11 protein-coding genes are annotated in these 22,785 nt (G+C 70.7%); 6 read left to right on the top strand and 5 right to left on the bottom strand.

The window, feature by feature from the left end; translation table 11 throughout:
• Nucleotides 1–217 precede the first annotated feature (217 nt).
• From ACFHWT_RS29260 to ACFHWT_RS29245, 4 genes are read right to left on the bottom strand one after another with little or no spacing between them, the layout of a single operon-like run.
• Entirely contained in the window at nucleotides 218–1,108 is an 891-nt protein-coding gene (locus tag ACFHWT_RS29260; protein ID WP_416597891.1) for an SDR family oxidoreductase, read from the bottom strand.
• Entirely contained in the window at nucleotides 1,105–2,508 is a 1,404-nt protein-coding gene (locus tag ACFHWT_RS29255) for a phthiocerol/phthiodiolone dimycocerosyl transferase family protein (protein ID WP_416597890.1), read from the bottom strand. Before ACFHWT_RS29255 ends, ACFHWT_RS29260 begins: the two co-directional genes overlap by 4 nt.
• The gene (locus tag ACFHWT_RS29250; protein WP_416597889.1) at nucleotides 2,505–3,683 is read right to left on the bottom strand and encodes an FAD-dependent monooxygenase; all 1,179 of its coding nucleotides are present in this window, start codon (nucleotides 3,681–3,683) and stop codon (nucleotides 2,505–2,507) included. Before ACFHWT_RS29250 ends, ACFHWT_RS29255 begins: the two co-directional genes overlap by 4 nt.
• A complete protein-coding gene (locus ACFHWT_RS29245) occupies nucleotides 3,680–11,029 on the bottom strand; it encodes an amino acid adenylation domain-containing protein (RefSeq protein ID WP_416597888.1) in 7,350 nt (2,449 codons plus the stop codon). The genes ACFHWT_RS29250 and ACFHWT_RS29245 overlap by 4 nt, the downstream gene beginning before the upstream one ends.
• A gap of 531 nt (nucleotides 11,030–11,560) precedes the next feature.
• On the opposite strand from ACFHWT_RS29245, the gene ACFHWT_RS29240 reads away from it, so the two are divergent.
• From ACFHWT_RS29240 to ACFHWT_RS29215, 6 genes are all read left to right on the top strand, one after another.
• Nucleotides 11,561–12,874 carry a cytochrome P450 gene (locus ACFHWT_RS29240; RefSeq protein ID WP_416597887.1) on the top strand — a complete coding sequence of 438 codons (1,314 nt, stop codon included), beginning with the start codon at nucleotides 11,561–11,563 and terminating at the stop codon, nucleotides 12,872–12,874.
• Nucleotides 12,871–14,235, top strand: a complete 1,365-nt coding sequence (locus tag ACFHWT_RS29235) for a glycosyltransferase (protein WP_416597886.1) — start codon at nucleotides 12,871–12,873, stop codon at nucleotides 14,233–14,235. The genes ACFHWT_RS29240 and ACFHWT_RS29235 overlap by 4 nt, the downstream gene beginning before the upstream one ends.
• The gene (locus ACFHWT_RS29230) at nucleotides 14,232–15,326 is read left to right on the top strand and encodes a sulfotransferase (protein WP_416597885.1); all 1,095 of its coding nucleotides are present in this window, start codon (nucleotides 14,232–14,234) and stop codon (nucleotides 15,324–15,326) included. The genes ACFHWT_RS29235 and ACFHWT_RS29230 overlap by 4 nt, the downstream gene beginning before the upstream one ends.
• A 703-nt stretch (nucleotides 15,327–16,029) precedes the next feature.
• Nucleotides 16,030–16,644, top strand: coding sequence for a hypothetical protein (locus ACFHWT_RS29225; RefSeq protein WP_416597884.1), 615 nt, complete (start codon nucleotides 16,030–16,032; stop codon nucleotides 16,642–16,644).
• Nucleotides 16,645–16,871: 227 nt separating this feature from the next.
• Nucleotides 16,872–20,348 (top strand): choice-of-anchor M domain-containing protein, encoded by a 3,477-nt coding sequence (locus ACFHWT_RS29220; RefSeq protein WP_416597883.1) that lies wholly within the window; start codon nucleotides 16,872–16,874, stop codon nucleotides 20,346–20,348.
• A 55-nt stretch (nucleotides 20,349–20,403) separates the two neighbouring features.
• Nucleotides 20,404–21,123: a class I SAM-dependent methyltransferase gene (locus ACFHWT_RS29215; RefSeq protein ID WP_416597882.1), complete on the top strand. Its 720-nt coding sequence runs from the start codon at nucleotides 20,404–20,406 to the stop codon at nucleotides 21,121–21,123.
• A 215-nt stretch (nucleotides 21,124–21,338) separates the two neighbouring features.
• Here ACFHWT_RS29215 and ACFHWT_RS29210 read toward each other — a convergent pair whose 3' ends face one another.
• Nucleotides 21,339–22,568, bottom strand: coding sequence for an MFS transporter (locus tag ACFHWT_RS29210; protein ID WP_416597881.1), 1,230 nt, complete (start codon nucleotides 22,566–22,568; stop codon nucleotides 21,339–21,341).
• Between the last annotated feature and the right edge of the window lie 217 nt (nucleotides 22,569–22,785).

Genomic DNA, 22,785 nt, shown 5'->3' with positions numbered 1-22,785 from the left:
GGGAACTCCAGCACCCCGGCCGGATCGAACAGCTCCACCCACTCCCGGATGCGTCCTGCGGTGATGTACTCGAGGCTGCGGGCGAACACCTCCTGCGCCTGCGCCCGGGTCTGCTGGTCGATGTCCACGGTGTCCACCTTTCGAGGTCGGTCGTCACGAGCCGAGGTTCCGGGGCCGGGCCGGGCCTGGTCTCTGCCCGGCACCGCGTGGCCGTGGGTCAGCCCTCGCGGGGCCGCACCCGCGCGGCGAGGTTGCGGTCGATCAGGGTGTCCGGCAACAACCGGGCGGCCAGGCTGGCGAACCGGACGTCCGGGCCGACCGGATAGCGGGTCTTCGGCCGGGACGCGGTGAGGGCGCGAGCCACCGTCCGGGCGTACCGCGCAGGTGTGGTCCTGCTGCGGAGCACCTGGCGTGCGTTGTCGCGCAGGAAGGCCCGGAACGGACCCCGGTACAACGCCACGGTCGACTCCGGCACGCCGTCGATGACCTCTTCGCCGGCCTGGTCGAGCTTCTCCCAGATCGGGGTACGGATCGCGCCCGGCTGCACCACCGACACCGTGACGCCGGACGGACGCAGCTCGCGCCGCAGGCTGTCGCTGATCGCCTCCTTCGCGAACTGCGCCGCCGCGTACGCGCCGAGGTACGGCAGCGCGACCCGGCCGAGCCCCGAGGTGACGTTCACGATCCGGCCCCGGCCGGCCCGCAGCAGCGGCAGGAACCCCTGGATCGTCTCGACCTGGCCGATCACGTTCGTCTCCAACTGCCGCCGCAGCGCTGCCGTGGGCAGGCACTCCAACGGACCGGGTTGGGCGACACCGGCGTTGTTGACCAGACCCCAGAGTCCGGTGTCGCCGAGCCGCCCGGTCACCTCGTCGACCGCCTGCCGGATCTGTTCCGATCGGGTCACGTCGATGCGCAGCGGATGCAGCCGGCCGCCCGACGACTCCGCGAGCAGCCGCTCGCCGTCGGCCGGGGCGCGTACTCCGGCGAAGACCTGGAAACCGATCCGGGCCAGGTGCAGCGCCGCTTCCCGGCCGAGGCCGGACGACGCGCCCGTGACCACCACGGTACGGCCTGTCGGGGAGATGCGTCGCGGTCCCTTGCTCATGGCCGGCTCCGCTCCGATTGAGAGTCGATCGCGGCGAGCACCGCGTCGACGCTCGCCGCCACCAGCGCGGCCGCCCGATCCGGTGACAGCGCGTCGGGCACGTAGGTGAAGTTCCAGAACAGTTGCCCGTGGCTGGTGTTCACAGTGGATACGAAGTAGCCGACCACGGACAGTCCGGCGACGAACTGGGCACCGGAGAGCCGCCACGGCCCGACCCGGTCGGGAAAGTCGTACCGACCGATGTTGGACAGGCACAGGTTGACCGGTCCGGTCCGTTCCATCATCGCGATGAACCGCCCGGCGGTGGCCACCGACCTCGGGCAGGAGATCGTGACCAGGTCGACCATGGCGAAGTGGCCACCCGCCCGGCGGCGGACCGCGAGATCCGCACCGATCGACCGGGCAACGTCCCAGAGGGGGCGGTCCGGACGGTACGCGACGAAGGTGGGCACGGTGGCGACGTACGTGCCGACGGCCTGCTCGGGTACGGCGGGTACCAGCGAGTCCCGGAAGGTGATCGGGGAACCGATCGTGACGTGTCCCGGTGCCGGTGAGCCGGCCTCTGCGGCCACGGCCAGCACCATCGCCGCCGCGAGCGCGCCGTGCACCGTGGTCTGCTCCCTGCGGCAGGCCGCTACCAGCGCCTCGACCTGCGCCGGGGCGAGGGCCCGGGAGATCAGCCGGGTACGTCGCTCGGTGAACGGCACGAAGCGGCTCGGTGCGACCCGGGCCGGCCGGTACCGGCGTACCCGGAACAGGTCCTGGGCCAGCAGCCACCGCAGCCGCAGCCTCCCGACCAGGCCCCGGTACCGTCGGGGAAACATCGCCTCGCAACCGGGCAGCGCCGGCTCACCCGGCTCGGTGTCCCCGCCGCCGTCAGTGCCCGCGGCACGGGAACGCTCCTGCTCTGCGAGGTCGATCCACTGTCGCAGCAGGGAGAGCACGGTCGTGCCGTCGGCGACACAGTGCGGCATGGTCAGCAGCAGGTCGTGCACCTCGTCGTCGGCCACCGCGCGCGAGGGGCGGGTCAGCGCCACGGCCCGGCACAGCGGGTTGCTACGCCAGTCGACCCGGTCGACGAGTTCGTGCTCGTTGACCCACCGTTCCCAGCCTGCCTCGTCGTCGGCGACCAGGCGCAGCGGGATCGGCCGGTCGGTCGGCACGAACCGGGGGGAACGCCCGTCCGGCTCGGTGGCGATCGCCACCCGCAGCAGCGGGTGTCGCCGGCGCAGTCGGTCCAGCGCGGCGCGCAGCAGCGGTTCCGGCAGCGGCCCGCGTACCTGGACGCGGGCGATGACGTTGAGCGGCGAGACCTGATCGGCGATCCAGTACCAGCGTTCGAGCGGGCTCAGCGCCCGCCGCACCTCGGTCGGCGACTGACCGCCCGCCGGCGCGGTCATCGAGGTGCCACCGTCTCGTCGCGCACACCGGGGAAGGTGAGCGCGATCTCGTTGCGTCGGTCGAGGAGACGACCGGGCAGCCAGCGCAGGTAGACGCGGCGGGCCAGGTCGGCGAGTGGGTGGGCCAGCTGCTCGACCCGACTCAGCGCGTACGCCTGGTGGACCATCCAGCGGGTCCGCTCGCGTCGCGCGGCCTCGTAACGCCGCAGGGCCAGCGGCAGGTCGACCGCCTGACGCAGGCAGTGGGCGAGGACGACGGCGTCCTCCACGGCCACCGCCGCGCCCTGACCGAGGCTCGGCAACATCGGGTGTGCCGCGTCACCGAGCAGCGTCACCGGCCCGTGGCCCCAGCGTTCGAGGAACGGCCGGTCCCGTGCCGGCACGGCGATGATCGCCGACTCGGGGGTCCGGGCGATCGCGGCCCGGACCTCCTCGGCCCAGCCCGTGTACGCCCGTTCGATGTCGGCCTTGCCGCCCCGCCAGTCGCGGGCCATGGCCGGTGCCATGTTCAACGTTGCCCACCAGTAGACCCGGTCGCCGTCGAGCTGTACCAGGCCGAACCGCTGGCCCCGTCCCCAGTAGTGGGCGGCGTAGCCGTCCCGAATCTTCGGGTGCCGCATCGGGACGGTCGCGAGCCAGCAGACGTACCCGGGCTCGCGGGGCTGTTCGGGCCCGGCGATCTGCCGGCGGACCACCGAATGGAATCCGTCGGCGCCGATGAGCAGGTCGCCCTCGGCGGTCCGCCCGTCGCGGAACTCGACCCGGACCCGGTCACCGGCCAGCTGGAACCGCCGGGCCGCCGCGTCGAGGCGCACCGGCGGGTCGCCGGCCGCCGCGAGCAGGGCCTGATGCAGCTCGGCGCGGTGGATGGCGACGCTCTGCGCGCCGACCCGATCGCCGAGGTGCGCGAACGGAACGGTCCTGATCAGGCGGCCGGCGGCGGTGCGCAGCTGCAGTGCCGGGTACACCCGGCCCCGCCGTTCGACGTCGAGATCGATGCCGAGGGTGCGCAGTGCGACGCGCGCGTTGCCGGTCAGTGACAGCGCCGACCCGGCCGGTCGCGGTTGGGCGCCCTGTTCGTAGATTTCGACGTCGATGCCGACCCGCCGCAGCGTCGCCGCCGCCGCCAGCCCGCCGATGCCCGCGCCGACGATCAACGCCTTGGGCGCGGTCACTGCGCACCGCCGACCGGGCTGGACTCGACCCGGGCGGCCGACCACGCCGACGAGTCAGCCAACAGCCCGGCGATCCGGTCCGCCACGCCCGCCACGTACGGCGGTTCCATCAGCGCCAGGTGGTTGCCGGGTACGTCGAGCACGTCGATCCGGCCGGTGGTCAGTTCGCCCCATCCGTTGCGGGGGTCGCGATGCAGCGTTCCGGCGATGTCGTGCATCGGTACCAGCAGCGTCGGTAGTGGGTCGCCGGCCCGCAACAGCGTGATGTCCTGGTCGACGACCTCAGGGTGGTAGGTGATGATCGCCTCCCAGTTGGCCTTGAAGACCTCGAACAGCCGCCGCACCGCCGCCCGCGACCCGCCCGGGCGCAACACTCCGGCGGCGCCGGCCCGGCGGGCGACGAAGTCGAGCTTCTCCTCAGGCGTAACCAGATTCGCCGGGATCGGCTCCAGCGACGGCCGGTCCTGATCGAGCGGGATCAGCTCCCAGAAGAACCAGTCGAGCAGCACGTCGTCGGCGACCGGCACCGGATCACCCGGCCGCCGGGCGATCGGGTCGATGAGGATGAGCCGCTCGACCGGGCCAGCTCCGGCGGCGCCGAGCTGGCGGGCCATCTCGAAGGCCACCACGCCGCCGAACGACCAGCCGCCGATCACGTACGGCCCGTCGGGCTGGATTCGGCGGATCGCCGCGACGTAGCTGGCGGCCAGCGCCGGCACGGACCGCACCGGCTTGGTCCCGGGGTCGACACCGGCCGCCTGCAGCGCGTAGACGGGTTGATCGCCGGGCAGCTGTCGGGCGAGCTGGAGATAACACAGGACGTTGCCGCCGATCGGGTGCACGAGGAACAGCGGCGGCCGGCCGCCGCCGGCGCGGATCGGCACCAGCGGGTCGAACGCCGCCGGGTCCGCGCCGCCGACCCGAAGCAGCTCGGCCAGGCTGGCCACGGTGGGGGCGGTGACGAAGGCGGAGACCGGTACGGCGACGTCGTACCGCTTCTCGATCAGGGTGACCAGGCGCATCGCGGTGAGTGAGGTCGCGCCCAGTTCGAACAGGTTGTCGTCGACGCCGATCTGCGGCAGGTGCAGCAGGTCCGCGACGATTTCGGCGAGAACGTGTTCGCGTCGGTTCCGTGGCGCCACCGGCCGGGCGGTCTCCACCCGCAGCGGCAGCTCCCGCAGACGGCGGTCGTCGCGCTTGCCGCTCGGCGTCAGCGGCATCTCGGGTAGCCAGCTGAAATTGGTGGGAACGAGGTGTTCGGGCAGCGTTTCCCGCAGCCGTCGACGCAGGTCGGCGAGGTCGACCCGGGCTGGATCGCCGACGAGGAAGGCGGCCAGGAAGGCATCGACGCTGTCCCGCCGGCGCGCCACCACCGCGGCCTCGCGGATGCCCGGATGCTGCGCGGCCAGCTTCATGATCGCTATCTCGGCTTCGAGCGGTTCCACGCGGAAGCCCCGGATCTTGGTCTGGGTGTCGGTACGGGCCAGCCAGACCAGGTCGCCGTTGGGCAGCACCCGGGCCAGGTCGCCGGTGCGGTAGATCCGGTCGCCGGGCGGGCCGAACGGGTTGGGCAGAAACCGCTGGCTGGTCAGTTCGGGCTGCCGGTAGTAGCCCTGCGCCACCTGGACCCCGCCGAAGTAGAGCTCCCCGGCGACCCCGGTCGGCACCGGGCGTAGCCGTTCGTCGAACAGGTACGCGTCGACCCCGGGAATCGGCGGTCCGATCGGGGGCAGGTTCGGGAAGCGCTCCGGGTCGCCGGCCATCGGGTACGCGGTGACCAGGTGGGTTTCGGTTGGTCCGTACTGGTTCTCCAGGATCGCGCCGGCCGGCAGCGCGGCGACGAACCGGCGGATCTCGGAGGTCACCCGCAACTGCTCGCCCGACGAGATCACCACCCGCAGCGCCCGGGGATAGATCCCGAGCACCACCGCGGCCTCGGCGAGCTGCTGGAGGGCCACGTACGGCACGAAGATCCGTTCGACGGATTCGCGGTCGAGTAGCCGCAGCAGCTCCGGGGTGTCCCGGCGCTGCAACTCGTCGATGATCTGGAGGGTGCCGCCGGCGCTGATCGTGGTGTAGATCTCCTGGAACGACACGTCGAAGCTGAGCGGGGCGAACTGCAGGGTGACGCCGCCCGCCGCCGAGCTGGCCGCCGCTACCTGCCACTGCTGGTAGTTGTCGAGGGCGGCGTGGGACATCGCCACCCCTTTCGGGGTACCGGTCGAACCGGAGGTGAACAGCACGTAGAGCAGGTCGTCCGGCCGGATCGGGGGCAGCGGAGCCGGCACGATCGCCCGGGACGGCGTACGGAGGTCGTCCACGACGAGCACCGTGGCCGGTTCGCCGATCAGTCCGGCGTGCTGCCGGTCCGCGACGACCAGGGCCGGTCGCGCCTGGGCGAGCATCGCCGCGATCCGCTCCGGCGGGTAGGTCACGTCCAGCGGGACGCAGGCCGCCCCGGCCAGGGCGATGCCGTAGATCGACGCGATCATCTCGGGGGAGCGGCCCACCGCGACCCCGACCAGGTCGCCCCGCCGTACGCCGGCGTAAGCCAGCGCGGAGGCGATCCGGTCGACCTCGCGGTGGAACCGCGCGTACGTCCACCGCCGGGTTCCGGCGGCGACCGCGACGGCCTCCGGGGTACGCCGTACGTGGTCGGCGAGGCGGCGGACGATGTCGTTGTGCGCCCCGCCCGGCGTGCCGGTGGGCTCGGCTGTGCCGCTCGGCCCGGCTGTGCCGCTCGGCCCGGGCGTGGCCAGCGCCCCGGCCGGGGCGGCCAGGAACCCGAAGTCCGGTACGGCGTCCGGCTCATCGACGATCCGGCCGAGGATCCGCAGGTACGTGTCGGCGATCAGGCCGCTCTGCGCCCAGGTGATAGTCCGGCGGTCCGCGTCGATGCGCAGCGACACGCGCTGCTCCGCCGGGTGCACGAACACGTTCAGCAACAGCGTGAAGTTGGTTTCCTCCCAGGCGTCGAAACCGAGCGGTTCGATCGTGGGCAGTTCGAGCAGTGGCGCCAGGACGTGCATGTGCACGTAGTTGAAGGCGAGTTCGAACACCGGCCCGGCACCTCGGTCGTGCTGGATGGCGTGCAGCGGATACCGCCGGTACGGCTGGCACTCCTGCTCCCGCCGGTACACCTGCCGAACGGTCGCCAGCCAGGAGGCGGGCTCGGGTCCGGGCCCGAGGCGCAGCGGCACCGTGTTGAGGAACAGCCCGGCCATCCGGTCCGCCCCGGCCAGTTCCGGGCGGCCGTGGGTGACCAGCCCGACGGTCACGTCGGTGGCACCGGAGTACAGCCGTACCGTCAGGCAGTAGGCGGCGAGGAACAGCGACTTCACTGGCAGACCGTGATCGCGGGCGAATGCGCGTACTCGCTGCTCCAGGGGTTGCGGCAGGGCGACCAGGTGGACCGGCGGCTCGTCGGCGCCCGGCGGCTCGTACTGCCGGAAGCCGTCGAGCTGGGTCGGCTCGGCACCGGCGAGCCGGTCGGCCCAGAACTGTCGGGCCGGTTCCGAGGCGAGCGCCCGACGCTCCTCGGCGGCGTACGCGGCCGGTGCGGGCAGCGCCGTCTCGCTGACCGCCGCGATCGCGGCGCCGGTCAGGTGCAGGTAGTCGCGGAACAGGTCACCGATGACGGTGGCCACGCTCCAGCCGTCCAGCAGGACGTGGTGGAAGCTGAACACCAGGTCGACCACACCGGACGGGAGCAGGTGCGCCCGGAACAGGAACAGTGGGGGGCGGTCGAAGGCGTACCGGTGGCGGCGCCGCTGTCGCATGTGCGCCAGCACCTCGGCGCGGGCGACCTCCGGATCGCGGGTGCGCAGATCGACCACGTCGAGGCCGCCGGCGATCCGGTTGTGCACGATCTGCAGCGGCTCGGTGAAGCCGCCCAGGTCGAAGGAGGAGCGTAGGCCGGGGTGCCGGGCGACGAGCCGGTCGTACGCCGTGCGGAACGCCTCCTCGTGCCACGACATCCGGACCGAGTAGCGGAAGACGTCGTGGTAGGCGGTGGCCGCCTCGTGCTCGCTGCTGTGGTACAGGAGGCCGAGTTGCAGCGCGGTGGCCGGGGAGGCGTCGGCCGCCTCGCCGAGCCGGGCCCGGTCCAGCCGGGAGACGAGCGCGAACGGGGCGGCCGGGTCGGTCGGCTGGTCGGCCGGCGCGAGGTGCCGTACCTTGCTCGCCAGCGCCGCCACGGTCGGCCGCTCGGCCAGGTCGGCGAGGGTGAAGTGCAGGCCCTGCCGCTGCGCCTCGGCATGCACCCGCAATGCCAGGATCGAGTCGCCGCCGACGGCGTAGTAGTCCTGGTGGACGCCGATCGACGGCAGGTCGAGCACCTGCGACCAGATCGCGGCGAGCGTCCGCTCCACGTCGTCGCGGGGCTGCTGGTCGAGCTCCCGCTGCTGCCGAGCCACGGGGTCGGGCAGCGCCTCGACGTCGAGCTTGCCGTTGCGGGTGAGCGGAACCCGGTCCAGCCGGGCGAACAGGGCGGGCACCATGAAGTCCGGCAGCTGGCGCAGCAGGTGGCCGCGCAGCCGTACCGGATCGAGATCCGTCTCCGCCACGTAGTAGCCGGCCAGGTAGGCGTCCCGGCTGGCGGAGGTACGGGCCACGACCACCGCCTCCCGGATCCCCGGGTAGCTGGCGAGTACCTGCTGGACCTCGCCGGGCTCGACCCGGTTTCCCCGGATCTTCACCTGTCCGTCGATGCGGCCAAGGTATTCGAGGCTGCTGTCGGCGAGCCGGCGTGCGAGGTCACCGGTGCGGTACATCCGGCCCTCGCCGCGTACCGGATCGGTGACGAACCGTGTTGCGGTCGGGGCCGCCCCATCGGCTCCGGCATCGCCGGCTCCCGCCCCATCAGCTCCGGTGCGTCCCAGGTAACCCCGGGCGACGGCGACCCCGGCGACGCACAGCTCGCCGACCGCGCCCACCGGCTGGGGCTGGTCGTCGGGGCCCAGTACGTAGAGCCGGACGTTGCCGATCGGGCGGCCGATCGGCACCCGACGCGTCGGCCGGTCCGGATCGTGGTGGCACTCGTGATGCGAGACGTCGACCGTCGCCTCGGTCGGCCCGTACAAGTTGACCAGCCGTGGCCTGGTGGTGGGATCAGCGCCTGGTGGCGGGTGCCACAGTTGGTGGAACTGGTCGACCCGCCGGGCGGGCAGCTCCTCGCCGCTGGCGAAGACCAGCCGGAGCGTGTCGGCCTGCCGACGCCGGTCCGGCGCCTGAGCCAGCAGGTCGAGAAACGGCCCCAACATCGACGGTACGAAGTGGATGACCGTCACGCCGTGCCGTGCCACGATGGCCGCCAGCGTACGAGGATCCCGGTGCGCCCCGGGGCGAGGCAGGACGAGCCGGGCACCCGCGAGCGCCCACCAGAACAGCTCCCACACCGAGACGTCGAACGAGACCGGCGTCTTCTGCACCAGCACGTCGTCGCCGGTGAGAGGGTACTGACGCTGCATCCAGGCGAGCCGGTTGACCACCGAGCGGTGCTCGACCATCACCCCCTTGGGCTCGCCGGTCGATCCCGAGGTGTAGATGACGTAGGCGAGGTCGGTGGCCCGGGCGAGTGGTCCGACCGGGTCGCTCGGACAGGTCGTCAGCGCGTCGAGGTGGCGTACGGTCAGGTCCGCGACGACGTCGTGGTCCCCGCGTTCCCGCTCCGCGTGCGCGGTCGTCAGCAACACCTTGGCGCCGCTGTCGACGAGCAACCGCCGGATCCGGGCCGGCGGCTGGTCCGGGTCGATGGGAACGTAGGCTCCGCCCGCCTTCAGGGTGCCGAGGATCCCGGCGATCAGGGGCACCCCCCGTTCGGCCAGGATGGCCACCCGGTCGTCGGGGCCGACGCCGTCGGCGCGCAGCGCTCGTGCCACCTGGTTCGCGCGGGCGTCGAGTTCGGCGTAGCTGAGTGTGCCGCCGGTGCCGTCCGCCACCACGGCGACCCGGTCGGGTGTCCGGGCGGCCTGTTCCTCGAACAGGCCGTGCAGCGTCGCCTCGGTCGGGTACTCGACCTCACTGCCGGCGTGCGCCCCGGTGACCAGGTCGCGTTCGGCGTCGGTGAGCATCGGGATCCGGGCCAACGGCTCCCCGGGCCGGTCGAGCGCGTTGACGATGAGGGTCTCGAGGTGCCGGGCCAGCGCCGTGACGGGGAAGTCCCCGTCGAACACGTCGAGGGAGTAGTCGAGGTCGACCGTCAGCGCGCCGTCGTCGTACTCGTTGACGAGCACGGCCAGGGCGTCCTGTTCGTGTAGCCGGCTGGCGGCCACCGTCCGGTGGGTGATGCCGGGAATCGGCTCCGGTCGTGGCCAACGCAGCCAGGAGAGAGTCACGTCGTAGAGCTGCCGGGGCCCGCCCGGTGGCATGATCTCGCGCAGCAGTTCGCCCCGGGACAGGCGTTGGTGGGTACGCAACGAGCGCAGGGTCCCTTGCAGCTCGGCTACCAGGTCGAGCATGGTGTGCGTACCGGGAACCGCGACCGGTACCGGTAGCTCGTTGGCGAAGTGTCCGACTGTCTGCCGCTGCGCGTACGTGCTCCGGTTGAGCACCGGTACGCCGAGTACGACCTGCTCGGTGCGGTGTATCCGGCCGAGGTAGACCGCGAGGGCCGCCGCGAGGAAGGTGAACGGTGACTGGCCGGTGGCCCGAATCCGGTCGACGACCTCCGGACGCAGGGGGAAGCCGTGCCGGGCGGTCCGGTAGCGACCGGCGGTCCGGCCAGCGAACAGCGCGGGGGTGACTCCGTCGAGGCTGGCGCGGAAGTATTCGACGTCGCGTTGTCGCTGGGGAGAACCGGCGTAGTCGACAGTGCTTCGCGCGAGGTCCAGGTAGGAGGGAGCACGGTCGGCCGCAGGCTCTGCTCCCGTGACGGCCGCCGCGTACCCGGCGCAGAGCTGCCGCAGCAACAGCCGGGCGCCCCAGCCGTCGGTGACCAGGTGGTGCGCGTTGAGGTACGCGTAGGCGACGGACTCGCTCTCCCGGAGCAGGGCCACCCGGTACAGCCGGTTGCGGCGCAGCTTGAACGGCTGGGAGAACGCCTGCGCCATCCAGGAATGGCACGCCTGGTGAGGGTCGGGTGCGTTGGTGAAATCATGGACCTCGACCACCGCCGACTCAGGCTCCACCCATTGGACGAGCTGCCCGTTCTCCTCGTCGAAACGTAGTTGAAACGCGTCGTTCCGTTGTAGGGCCTGTTGCATACAGGACAGCAGGAGCTCGTGGTCGATCGGGCCGACGAACTGTTCGTATCCGCATACATTAAACTGTGGAAGATCAGGAGATAAGCGACTTGCGACCCAGATGTCTGATTGGTAGGTGGTTGGCGGCGTCCGACCTGAGTCCATCACGGGGCACCTTCTACTCGCTGCCGCTCACTGACCTGGACCTTTGCGGATCAATCATGATCAAGAACCGGGTCAATGTGCAGGCGACGCTGCTGCAGTCGAAACCTGGCCACCACGGAGCGCCCTCGTGACGGCAGAGTCCATGCGAAGACCGTACTCGGCTGTTTCCTGAAGCCTGTTCCTGGCGCACGCGCGGCGCAACTCGTTCGAGTGTGGCTTTGTGTCACAGCCGCCCAGTTGATCACGCTGGGTCAGCATACCCGAGAGGCTACGCAATGCCATCGCCACGAGTCAATCCTCGCCACTCGAGCCTGATGTCGGCCAATCTGGAGGCGTTGCGCACCGACCATCGACTGCTGTATAAGTGTATTCGGGTCGGCGCACTCGACAACCAATGAACAGCATCGATGTCGGGCCGGGGTTGACGTATCGGTGTTCAGCTCTGGTCACCAGCGGTTTTGGAAGGGAATGGGGCGGGTGGACTCGTCGGATCGACGATCTGAAGCCGGCATCGCGCACCGGACGAGGGGAGTGCCGAGGGCCGGGCCAGGAACCTTCCTCCGGTGGGCGACCCGGCACGGACTGCTGCGGCTCAGCGTCGCCGCCGCGGCACGCCGGAATGATCCACAGGCCCGCCACTTCCTCGACCCGATGATTCGCGAGGACCCGTACCCGTTCTACCGCCAGGTCCGCCAGACCGGTGCGCTCGTAGGTGGCCACCTGACGTGGAGCACCGCCCGACACGACGTGGCCACCGAGGTGCTCCGCAGCGACGCATTCAGTGTCGATCCGGACACGTTGCCGATGCCCGCCCCGATCGCGATGCTGCGCGACCTCGGCCGACGCCGGATGCCGGTCGGGCCGATCGACCCGCCGTCGATGCTCGTCACCGACCCACCCGAGCACACCCGTTACCGCCGGCTCGTCGTCAAGGTCTTCACCGCGCGGGCGGTCGAGAGCCTCCGACCCCGCGTCGAGCGGCACTGCGCCGACCTGCTCGACGAACTGGGGCGGGCCGCGCCGGACGGCGGGCCGGTGGACCTGGTCGCGCACTACGCCAGCCTGCTGCCGGTCACCATGATCGCGGAGATCCTCGGCGTACCGGCACTGTTGCGGCAACGCTTTCTGGACTGGGGCGCCGCCGTATCGCCAGCATTGGACCTGGGACTGTCCCTCGGCCAGTTTCGGCGCGTCGAGGCGGGAACCCGGCAGCTGAACGACTGGCTGCGGGGACACTTCGCCAACCTGCGCGCCGACCCCGGTGATGACCTGCTGAGCCAACTGGTGCTGCCGAACAGCGAGGGTGAACGACTGACCGAGGACGAACTGGTCGCCCTCGCCGGACTGCTCATGGCTGCGGGCTTCGAGACGACCGTGAACCTCCTCGGCACGGGCACGGCGCTGCTGCTGGCTCACCCCGAACAACTTGCCCTGCTGCGTGCCGAGCCGCGCCGGTGGCCCAACGCGGTGGAGGAGATCCTGCGCTACGACTCCCCGGTGCAGACGACCGGCCGGTACTGCCGGGCCGACACCGAGGTGGCCGGTGTACGGCTACGCCGAGGCGAGATCGTGATACCGATGCTGGGCGGGGCCAACCGGGACCCGGCCATCTTCGCCGATCCGGACCGCTTTGACGTGACCCGGCTCAACGCGCGCGACCACCTCTCCTTCTCCAGCGGTGCGCACTACTGCCTCGGTGCCAGCCTGGCCCGGCTCGAAGGCGAGATCGGGCTGCGTAGCCTGTTCGAGTGGTACCCCGACCTGGCGCTCGGCGGCGTGCCACGGCGTCGGCCGACCCGCGTCCTACGTGGCTACGACCACCTGCCAGTGCGGTTGCGGTCATGATCGGGCCCGCGCCGTCGCCCCGACCGATCATGTTCGCCAGCTCGTCCCACTCTGGACAGCTCAACCCGCTGCTGACCATCGCCGCCGAGATGTCTCGGCGGGGGGAACCCGACCTCTGGTTCAGCGTCGACGCCGAGGCCCGGCACCGGGTCGAGTCGGCAACGATCGGCAGCCCGCTGCGGTACCTTCCCGGCGCAGACACCCCCGTGCGGATCGACGGCGAGCTGTACGCCGCGATGGCCCGGGGGCCACGTACCACCGCCGGCGTGGCCGCACTCGCCCGGACCATGCGTACGGCCGATGCCACCGCGCGGGTCTACCAGCGGACCCTGAACCAGATCGATCGGGTCAACCCACGATTGATAGTCATCGACGTGATGAACCTTGGCGCGCTCGACGCGGCGACCACCGCAGGTGTGCCCTTCGTGCTGAGCGTGCCCTATCCGGTAAGTGCCGTCTACCTGAGCCGCCTGCCGTGGAACTATCCGACGCCCACCTCCGGGCTGCCGCGCCGGCTGACCAGGACACAGAAGTTGACCAATGCGCTGTTCCGCGTACGGTTGCACTTGGCGCTGCTGCGTGCGGTGGCCGGACCGACCCGGCGGCGCCGGACCCTGGGGCTGGCCAACGCGTCGGGCGACCCCGCGAAGCACGCCGCCGTCGCGGCCGCTGTCTTCGGCTACACGGTGTTCGGGCTGGAGTATCCCTTTCCCGCGCCGGACCATCTGCACCTGTTGGGCGCGATCGTGCCCACCGACGTCACCGGGCCCGGCCAGCCCGTCGACGAACTGACCGCCTGGCTGGACCAGCATCCCAGCGTTGTGTACGTCGGCCTGGGTACCCTCGCCACCCTCTCAACCGCCCAGCTTGACGCGTTCGCCGAGGCACTGAACCGGATCGGCCCGCGACACCGGGTGCTGTGGAAACTCCCGGCCGACCAGCGCGCGGCACTGACCAAGCCACTGCCCCCGCACGTCCGCACCGAGGAGTGGATTCCGTCCCAGCTGGCCGTGCTCGCCCACCCGCACGTACGGGCCTTCGTCTGCCACGGCGGGGCGAACGGCTTCCACGAAGGCGTCTACTTCGGGCAACCCATGCTGCTCACCCCGTTCTGGCTGGACTGCTACGACATCGCGGCCCGGGCCGTCGACGCGGGCGTCGGACTGGCTCTCGACGACCCGCCCACGGTGGACCCGGACGAGGTCGCCGGCAAGTTGCTCCGGCTGCTGTCGGAGGACGGTTTCCGGCAGCGCAGCCGGTACTGGGGCGATCAGAGCCGTAAGGCCGGTGGGGTGGAGCGCGCGGCGGACCTGTTGCGCGAGCTCGCCGGCCGCGACGAGCGACCACGGGAGACGGCATGATCGCGCAGGTACTACGGATCGTCGACAAGGTGGCTCCGGGCGAGTTCTTCCCCGCCGTACCGCAGAACTTCGTGACACGCGCGGACGGGCAGCTCCCGGCGCGGGACCTGCTGCACCGACCGGACGTCAGTCTCTACTGCCTCGACATCGACGACCAGCTGGCGTACTTCGTCGAGACCGCCCCAGGTGTCGACCTGACCAGGGCGCCATTCGTCTACCTCGCCCAGTACCGGAACGCGCGGCGACTGTTCACCGTGCCGTACGAGACGCTGCACCGGATCGCCGAGGAGGTGCCGGACCCGGTGCGGCCGATCCTGGTCTACTCCGTGGGTCGCTGCGGTTCCACCGCCCTCAGCCACGCGCTCGGTGCGGTGACCGGCGTCCGCAGCTATTCCGAGCCCGACGTCTTCACTCAGATCGCCGTGTCGCGGCACGAGGATCCCACCCGTGACGACGAGTACGCGAAGCTGCTCCGCAGCTGCGCCCGGCTGCTCGGGCGGGGAACCGGGACGCTGGCCGTCAAGTTCCGCGCCAGCGGCATCCAACTCGCCGACCTGTTCCAGCAGGTCTTCCCCGACGCCCGTGGCATCTTTCTCTACCGGCACGCCGAACGGTGGCTGGAGTCGATGCACGAGGGCTTCACCCCGCACCTGTCCGGTCTCCAGGATCAGCAGACGATCCTGCGGTACGTCACCGCACAGGCGCCGCTGCTGATGCCCTTCGCCGTCCGGCACCAGCGCCAACCCGCCCCGGTCGAGGCGTACCTGCTCACCTGGCTTTCCGCGATGGAGGCCTGCCTGCGGCTGGGCCGGGCCGGCGTGCCCCTCCGGCCGGTTCGCTACGAGGACCTCACCGCCGATCTGTCGGCGACGCTGGCCGCGGTGCTGGCATTCTGTGGACTGCCCGCCGACGAGATCGACGCCGCGTACCGGACGTTCGCGGCCGACTCCCAGGAGGGCACGGCGCTGTCCCGGGCCAGCCGCCAGCGCACCGAGACACCGGTGCTGCGCGAGGAGGAGTACGCGCTGGCACGTGCCGTACTCGCCGAGCATCCCACGATCAACGTGCCCGACTTCGCCGTACCGGCGTGAATCAGGGCTGGGTGCCGCGCCGGTAGCGATGTGCGGCTCGCCGGTGCCGACGATCACCTGTTACAGCGGGTATATCCTGCGTGCACAGCTGCGGAGCCGAGTCCGACTCATGATCAGTAAAACTCCACCAGAACTGGTGTCCGAGGCCCGAGTTGATCTCCAACTACATGATCGTCCTTCGCGAGGAACTCCTGCTCACGTAGCGGTAGTGAGCGTTTCAGACTGGGCGGCGCAGCCCAGGTCGGTGATTGGGCGCTGCGTACCGGGTGTCCCGTCGCGATCCTGGCTTGATCGTCGGGTCAGGGTGGGACGGGCTACTGGCCGACGTCGCCTACTGGGCGGCGGGTGCCTCGCGGGATCGGTCCGTGATAGCGGAATCCCGAGCTCGTGGTGTCCACGACGGATCTGGTTTGTCGGTGCCTGGTGGTTCGGAGGATGTGACATGGCCGTCGCGATGTGACGGGTGCGGTGCTCACTCTGCTGTTCCGACTAGTTGGTCTTGACAGGACGGCGGCTGGTCCCCTTAGATGAAGATGGTACTCATTTTCAACAAGATCTGGGATGTGGGGCACAGGCGAGTCGTTCCGCGTCCACCACGTACTCATCAGCGGCTTCACCCCCCCAGCTAGCGAGAGGCGACCGAGACATGACTGTTGTCCAGACACCAAGGAATGTCAGTCTTCTGCGTGGAGCGAGACGGCGCGTGGTCGCCACGCTGGCGGCCGGCGCCTGTGGATTCCTGTTGGCCGTGGCGAGTGGGTCGCCTGCCCATGCTGGCGTCTACGCCACCAACGACATCTCCGCTGGCCACATCGACATCGTCAACATCGAGTGCCCGTCCAGCCCGACGCTCGCGCTGACCACGAAGATCGGTTCGGGTACGCCGATCAACCCGGTGGACATGCACAACTACGCGTTCGTCTACGACGACGTGAGCACCGCCGTGACCTGGGTGCCGACGACCGGGACCGCCGGATACTGGAAGATCGACATCGGTTCGGCGACGCAGTCGTCCGCACCGTGGGTCGGGTTCAACTTCGAAGGAGCCTGCCCGGGAAGCGGGGCGGTGTGGATGAGCGCCGCAGGCGCGAACCCGGGTGACGTCCGTTTGTTCGACTCAGCAGGCTCGCAGGTGCTGGGCGCGTCGTCGGGCACGTTCACGCTCGGGTCGGGAGATCATAGCCACTTCGAGTGGCGCTTCTACGCACCGTCGAAGGCGACCACGCCGCAGACGTACAACCTGTACTTCGGATTCTCCGCCTCCGCGCCGCTGTCCACGCAGAACTGGCTGGCAGCGAAGTTCGTCATCGTCCCCTGATCTGTGGCCGGGGGCGGGGTGGCCCGAGACGCGGGCCACCCCGCCCCCGGGCGAACAGGGCCGTAGAAATCGAAGGGAATCCCGTGGAGTCTGTTGGTCGGTGTCGGTGGGCACCGAGGTCGACGTACGCGGTGCTGGCGGCGGCCGCCGTCGTGGCCCCGCTGATTTCTGCTCCATCGCCGGCTGTCGCGACCACATCGCCGGAGGTCTCCGCAGGTGAGTACGAGTTGACCTCGTATCCGGTCGAGGGCGGTCCGATGGTCATCGGTGTCGCTGACCGTGGTGAGATCACCGAGGTAACCGGCGGCGTACTGCGGTTCCGGATCCCGGAGCAGGCGTCCTACCCGGTGCCGGACGCCGAGGCGTACGCCTGGCTCGGCGTGGCGGGATCGCCGGGCTACGCGACCGAGGGATGGCTGACCGGTTCGACGGCGGTCAAGTTGTCGCTGTCCACCCGGGGCGTCGCCGGCTTCGACTACTACGACGACCTGCTCGCCGATGGTGGCCGTATCTCCTTCGCCTTCTCGGAGGTGACCGGTCCGGGCGACTTCGCCTTCTACCAGATTCCCGACCTGCCGTTCCTGTCCCCGGAGCCGAACGCTCCGGCTGGCGCGCGGTTCGGCACCGGGGTCCGGCGTGACGGCACCCCGCAAGGGGCGACCCCGATCGAGCTGGCACCCCGTGCGACGATCAACGACCGCTTCCGCTTCTCCGCGGCCGGGATGTACTGCCTGACCGTGACGACGAGCGCGCTGCTGGCTGACGGCGCCACCGCGAGCGCCTCGGTGCGGCTGCGCGTCGCGGTGGGTGACGAGATTGCCTCCGACGCCGGATGCGGTGACACCCCCGGCAACACCGACCCCGGTGATCCGACCGATCCGACGGACCCCACCGATCCGACCGATCCCGGTGGTCCGTCGGTCGCCGACTGGGTGGTCCGCGACGGCCACATCGACGCCATCGCGGCACGGATCGACCCGGTCGGCGGCGTGGACACGTTGTCGCTACAGGCCAGGTACGACGTCCCCGGCGAATTCCGGACCGAGTGGATCGAGTACGACGATCTGGTCATGGTCGTCCCGGACTCCGTCAAACTGACCACCCCTGCCGCGTACGGCCGCGGTGACGACTGGTCCTTCATCGCCCCGCCGGCCACGTCGTACTGGAACCTGCCACTGGGCCAGCAGACCGGCGCGCCGTGGGCCGGGCTCAGCACCGAGTCGCCGACCCTGGCCGGGCTGGAGCAGGACAGGGTGCTGTGGCGGGTCGACGCCGTCACCGGCCCAGGCGACCAGCCCGCCCCCGGCGACGTCGTGCTGTGGGAGGGGCAACCCCAACGGGCCGGCATCGGCATGGAGCGCATCGACCTACCGGTGTTCAGCACGAAACTCGGCCTACCCGCGGCACGGTGGGTGCCGTTGTACACCCACGCCCACTTCAACTGGTCGATCACCCAGCCTGGCATCTACTGCGTCGCGATGACCCTGGAAGCGCAGATCGCGCAGGGACACCGCATCTCGGCCGCGCAGCAGCTCACCCTCGCCGTCGGGAACGACATCGACGCGTCCACCGTCCTGCCGTGTGGGCGCACCCGGGACTACCCCGAGCGCGGCGCCGCCGCGCCGGCACCGGACCCGGTATCGACGCCGTTCGTGCTCGGTGCGGCCGGGTCCTCCCTGGTCAGCACGGTCGCTGATGGAGAGTTGGAGACCCAGCTCGCGGTCCTTGACCCGACGCTGGCCGCACCCGGCGTGCCCCACGACCCGGAGAGCGTGATCTTCCACCGCCCGGCTGCGTTGTTCCGGGCCGGCACCGGCAACGTACCCGGGTTCGACACCGGCGTGTACGGCAACTCCATGCAGGTGATCCGCTGGGACACCACCGGGATCCGACCCGAGCAGCTCGACGGTGACCTGCGATGGTCGCTGCACTCCGTGGCAGGTCCGGGCAACGTGGCGCTGTCGCACGGTCTCACGCAGAGCGGGCCGTTCGTGTTCAACACCGCCACCGGCCAGAATGAGCCGCACCGGTTGTGGCCGGGCGCCGGTGGTGGTGAGACGAACAGTGCCGTCCGGTGGTCCTTCAGCCGGCCGGGGAAGTACTGCCTGACCCTGGAATGGGCGGCGGACCTGCCCGACGGCCGTGAAGCGGTGGATCGTAAGACGCTCACGTTCGTCGTCGACGGCCCACTCGACCCCACCGTCCGCGCGAACCTCGACGGCACCTACCCCGGTGCCGCCTTCACCCACGACGACGAGACACTGACGAAGACCTGTGTCGACGGCGGACGGCCCACGCGGCCTGAAGAGGTGCCTGTCCCCGGCGGCGAACCTGACCCGGTCGACGACCCCTGGAACGTGCCGAACTGGTCCCGGACCGCGTCCGGTGCGGTCATCCTCAACCGCGGGCACGTCGACATCGCCTCGACCCTCGACGAGGGCGGACTCCGCATCCGGGTGAAGGACACCACCACCGAGGGGATGTCCCACTCACCTGACGGCGACGCAGCGTACTGGCATGAGATGTCGGACGTGGTGCTGCAGGTGCTTCCGGAAGCCGCGACAACCGTGCCGGATGAGGCGTACGCCTTCCTCGGGCCGGTCGGGAGCCGGATCTGGAACCTGCCGCAGACCGAGCAGCCAGGGCTGCTCTGGCCGGGTTGGTCCGCGGCGACGATCCGCCCGGCCGACCTCGTCGGAGGTGGTCTGACCTGGTCTTTCACCGCGGCCCGTGGACCTGGTGACGTCTTCGTCCATCAGACCGGCCCGCTCGGTGCTCCGGTGCACGTTTTCGACTCCGCCGGCGGGCTGCCGGACACGGCCCGGATCGACGCCGGCTCGCATGTGCACGCCAACTGGACGTTCACGGCACAGGGCAGCTACTGCCTCGCGTTCGAACGCACCGGCAGTCGGCCTGACGGCACCGCGCTGTCGGACGCCTTCACCCTGGCGGTCGTCGTCGGTGAGGTCGACCCGACCGGAGTCGACCCGCAGGGCTGCGCTGACCTGCTACCCGGAACCGATCCGGACCCGGGGAACGAGCCGTGGAACGTGCCGAACTGGTCCCGGACCGCATCCGGTGCGGTCATCCTCAACCGTGGGTACGTCGACATCGCCTCGGTCCTCGACGGCGACGGGCTGCGCACCACGGTGCGGGACCGCACCGTCGAAGGGCTCGCCCACGCTCCAGCGAGCAGCACCGCGTACCTGCATGAGACCTCGGACGTGGTGCTTCAGTTGGTGCCGGCGGCCCGGACGGCGGTGCCGAGCGAGACGTACTCCTTCATCGGACCGGTGGGCAGCCGGGTCTGGGGCCTTCCGCAGGCCGAACAGGCGGGCCTGCTCTGGCTGGGCTGGTCCGCGAAGGCCGTCAGCCCGGCTGACCTCGCCGGGCACGGGCTGTCCTGGTCGTTGACGGCCGTTGACGGACCCGGTGACGTCTTCGTCTACCAGACCGGTCCGCTCGGTGCTCCGGTGCACGTTTTCGACTCCGCCGGCGGGCTGCCGGACACGGCCCGGATCAACGCGGGCACCTACGCCCACGCCAACTGGATGTTCACCGCGCCGGGCAGCTACTGCCTCGCGTTCGAACGCACCGGCAGCCGGCCCGACGGCACCGTGCTGTCGGACGCCTTCACCCTGGCGGTCGTCGTCGGCGAGGTCGACCCGACCGGCGTCAACCCCCACGACTGCTACCGTTCGTAACTGTTCGGGTCCTATCGCCGATCTGGGTGGTAGGACCGGAGAAGGAGAGTCACCGTTGCTCGACCAGTATCAGGACTCCGGCGAGTTTCTCGACCTGTTGAGCGTCGATGCCTGGCGGGCGCTGCGGGCACCGGTTCAGCAGGCGCTCGCCGGTGCCCGTGCCGATGCGCCCGCTGTGGACCTGGGCGCGGGGAGCGGGCGAGGCGTTCGGATCCTGGCCGAGGCCGTACCGGGATGCGAGATCATCGCGGTCGAGCCGTCGCCGGTGCAGCGGGCGGCCCTGCACACGCGGATCATCGACGATCCAGATCTCGCCTCCCGCACGAGGGTCGTCGCCGCGACCGCCGAGCAGGTCGATCTGCCGGAGACGATCGGTGCGGCGCTGGCGATCAACATGATCGGACATCTGTCGGTAGCGGACCGCCGGGTGCTCTGGCAGCGGCTGGCCACCCGGCTGCGGTCCGGCGCCCCGCTGGTGGTGAACCTGCAGCCGCCGTCGGAAGCGGTCGCGGTGGCCGAAGCCGAGTTCACCACGGTACGGGTCGGTCGGTTGCGCTACCGGGGCAGCGGGTCCGCACAACCGGCCGGACCCGACCAGGTCACCTGGTCGATGCGCTACCGGGTGCTCGACGACGAGGAGCGGACGGTGCGTGAGGTCTCGGCCGAGTACCCTTGGCAGGTGCTGTCGCAGGGCCAGCTGCTCGACGAACTGTCAGCTGCCGGTTTCATCACCGAAGTCGGCCAACTCGGCGTCGTACGCGCGGTTCGAACTTGAACGAGGCCTGGCCGCAGGTGAGGCTCCCAGCTGGTCGCCCGGCGGCAGAAGGACGTCAGAGGAACGCCGGACGGAGGTAGCCGGACTCGTCGCCGATACTGCTCATCACGGCTACCTGCGTTGGCATGGGACTGCTGATCGTGGATCTGCTCGGCTGGGCGGTCCCGACCGTCCGGATCGGCCGCCTGACGGGGGCGCTGCCCGACGCCTGGAAGTCAGCGCCTCGCCAGGCCAGATCGGTCGACGAGCAGCAGTGCGAGCCCGAACAGCACCATGGTCGCGGCAGTGACGAACGGCAGCGGGTACGCGGCCGCGTACAGTGCGCCGCCCAGCGCCGGTCCCGCGACGAAGGCGAGTCCGTTGGTGGCGGTCAGCAGTCCTGCGGCGGGTGCCTGTTCGTGTTCCTCGACCACCATCGACGGGGCGGCGGTGTAGCCCGGCGTCGCGATCCCCATACCGGCGGCGACGACCAGCATGGCGGCACCGATGCCCCAGACGCCGGGCACCACCGCGATGGCCAGCAGGCCCGCTGCGGCGATCGGGGCACCGACCAGCATCAACCGGCGCGGCTGCCACCGGATTCTCGGCACGAGGACGCCCTGCGTGCCGGCGAGTACAAGGCCGCAGGCGAAGATGATCGCGCCGGTTGCCCGGGCGGCCGCGTCGGTGTCGAGGCCACCACGGTCCTGGACGGCGAAGCCGATGGTCAGCAGGACCAGGCCCAGTCCGGTGTAGAGCAGGAACCCGACGAGCAGTACCCAGCGTATCCGTGGGTCCCATGGCCGCAGCCGGGCCGGGCCGCTGGCGGGCGGCGGCCCGGTCGTGACTGACGGCGGCACCAACACGAACATGAGCAGCAGGGCGGCCAGCACTGCGGCAGGGGCGGCCCACAACGGGCCGAGCAGTCCGGCGAAGGCGACCACGGCCCCGATCGCCGGCCCGAGCACGATCGCCAGCCCCTGGGCGGCACCCAGCTTGCCGACCGCCCCGGTGCGCTCCTGCGAGTTGGACCCGGCGACGACGATGGCGAGCGCGGCGACCGGCACCGCAGCCAGCCCTGCCCCGAACAGCAGCCCCCGGGTGGCCAGCATGAGTACGAAGGTGAGGGTCGGGTCGAGGTCACCAGCCAGGGCCAGGGTGGCGACGGCACCGAAGGCGGTCAGACCGGCCAGGGCGACCGTCAACCCCGTTACCAGGACGGCACGTGGCCCGAACGTGGTGCAGCGGCGTGCCCACCAGGGTGCGGCCAGCACCAGCACCGCGGCGGCGGCGCCGATGGTCAGGCCGAGTTGTGTCTCGGTGAGCCCGGTCTCACGGGCGAACGGCGCCAGTGCCGGCAGCAGCACCTGCTGGGCGCAGAATGCGACCAGGACGGCCAGCAGCAGCACCCCGGTACCGGCCTTGCCGGTGCCGGTCGGCTGGCCGGTTGAGGTGTGACTCGTCATCAGAGTCCTTCCGTGGATACGTCGGCGTTGCGGCCGGGGAGGAAACGGAACCCCTGCGGAGCAGGACAGGGAAAGCCGATCCGCCGCCGAGGCGGATCGGCGTCCACCCCACACGCCACCCCACGGCTCACGACCGAATCGCTAGTACGGCAGCCGCCATTAGGGCTGTGACCAGGTAGGACGCGTTGGCAGGGTGGTGCGACGTAGACGCAGCCGC

Source organism: Micromonospora sp. LOL_021 (assembly GCF_048060215.1).
Taxonomy (GTDB): domain Bacteria; phylum Actinomycetota; class Actinomycetes; order Mycobacteriales; family Micromonosporaceae; genus Micromonospora_E.
This window is presented reverse-complemented; position numbering and strand designations above follow the sequence as displayed.

Bases quoted from the DNA above. Each gene is read 5' to 3' on its own strand.
- ACFHWT_RS29260 (WP_416597891.1), bottom strand. From the start codon at position 1,108: ATGAGCAAGGGACCGCGACGCATCTCCCCGACAGGCCGTACCGTGGTG.
- ACFHWT_RS29255 (WP_416597890.1), bottom strand. From the start codon at position 2,508: ATGACCGCGCCGGCGGGCGGTCAGTCGCCGACCGAGGTGCGGCGGGCG.
- ACFHWT_RS29245 (WP_416597888.1), bottom strand. From the start codon at position 11,029: ATGGACTCAGGTCGGACGCCGCCAACCACCTACCAATCAGACATCTGG.
- ACFHWT_RS29235 (WP_416597886.1), top strand. From the start codon at position 12,871: ATGATCGGGCCCGCGCCGTCGCCCCGACCGATCATGTTCGCCAGCTCG.
- ACFHWT_RS29230 (WP_416597885.1), top strand. From the start codon at position 14,232: ATGATCGCGCAGGTACTACGGATCGTCGACAAGGTGGCTCCGGGCGAG.
- ACFHWT_RS29210 (WP_416597881.1), bottom strand. From the start codon at position 22,568: ATGACGAGTCACACCTCAACCGGCCAGCCGACCGGCACCGGCAAGGCC.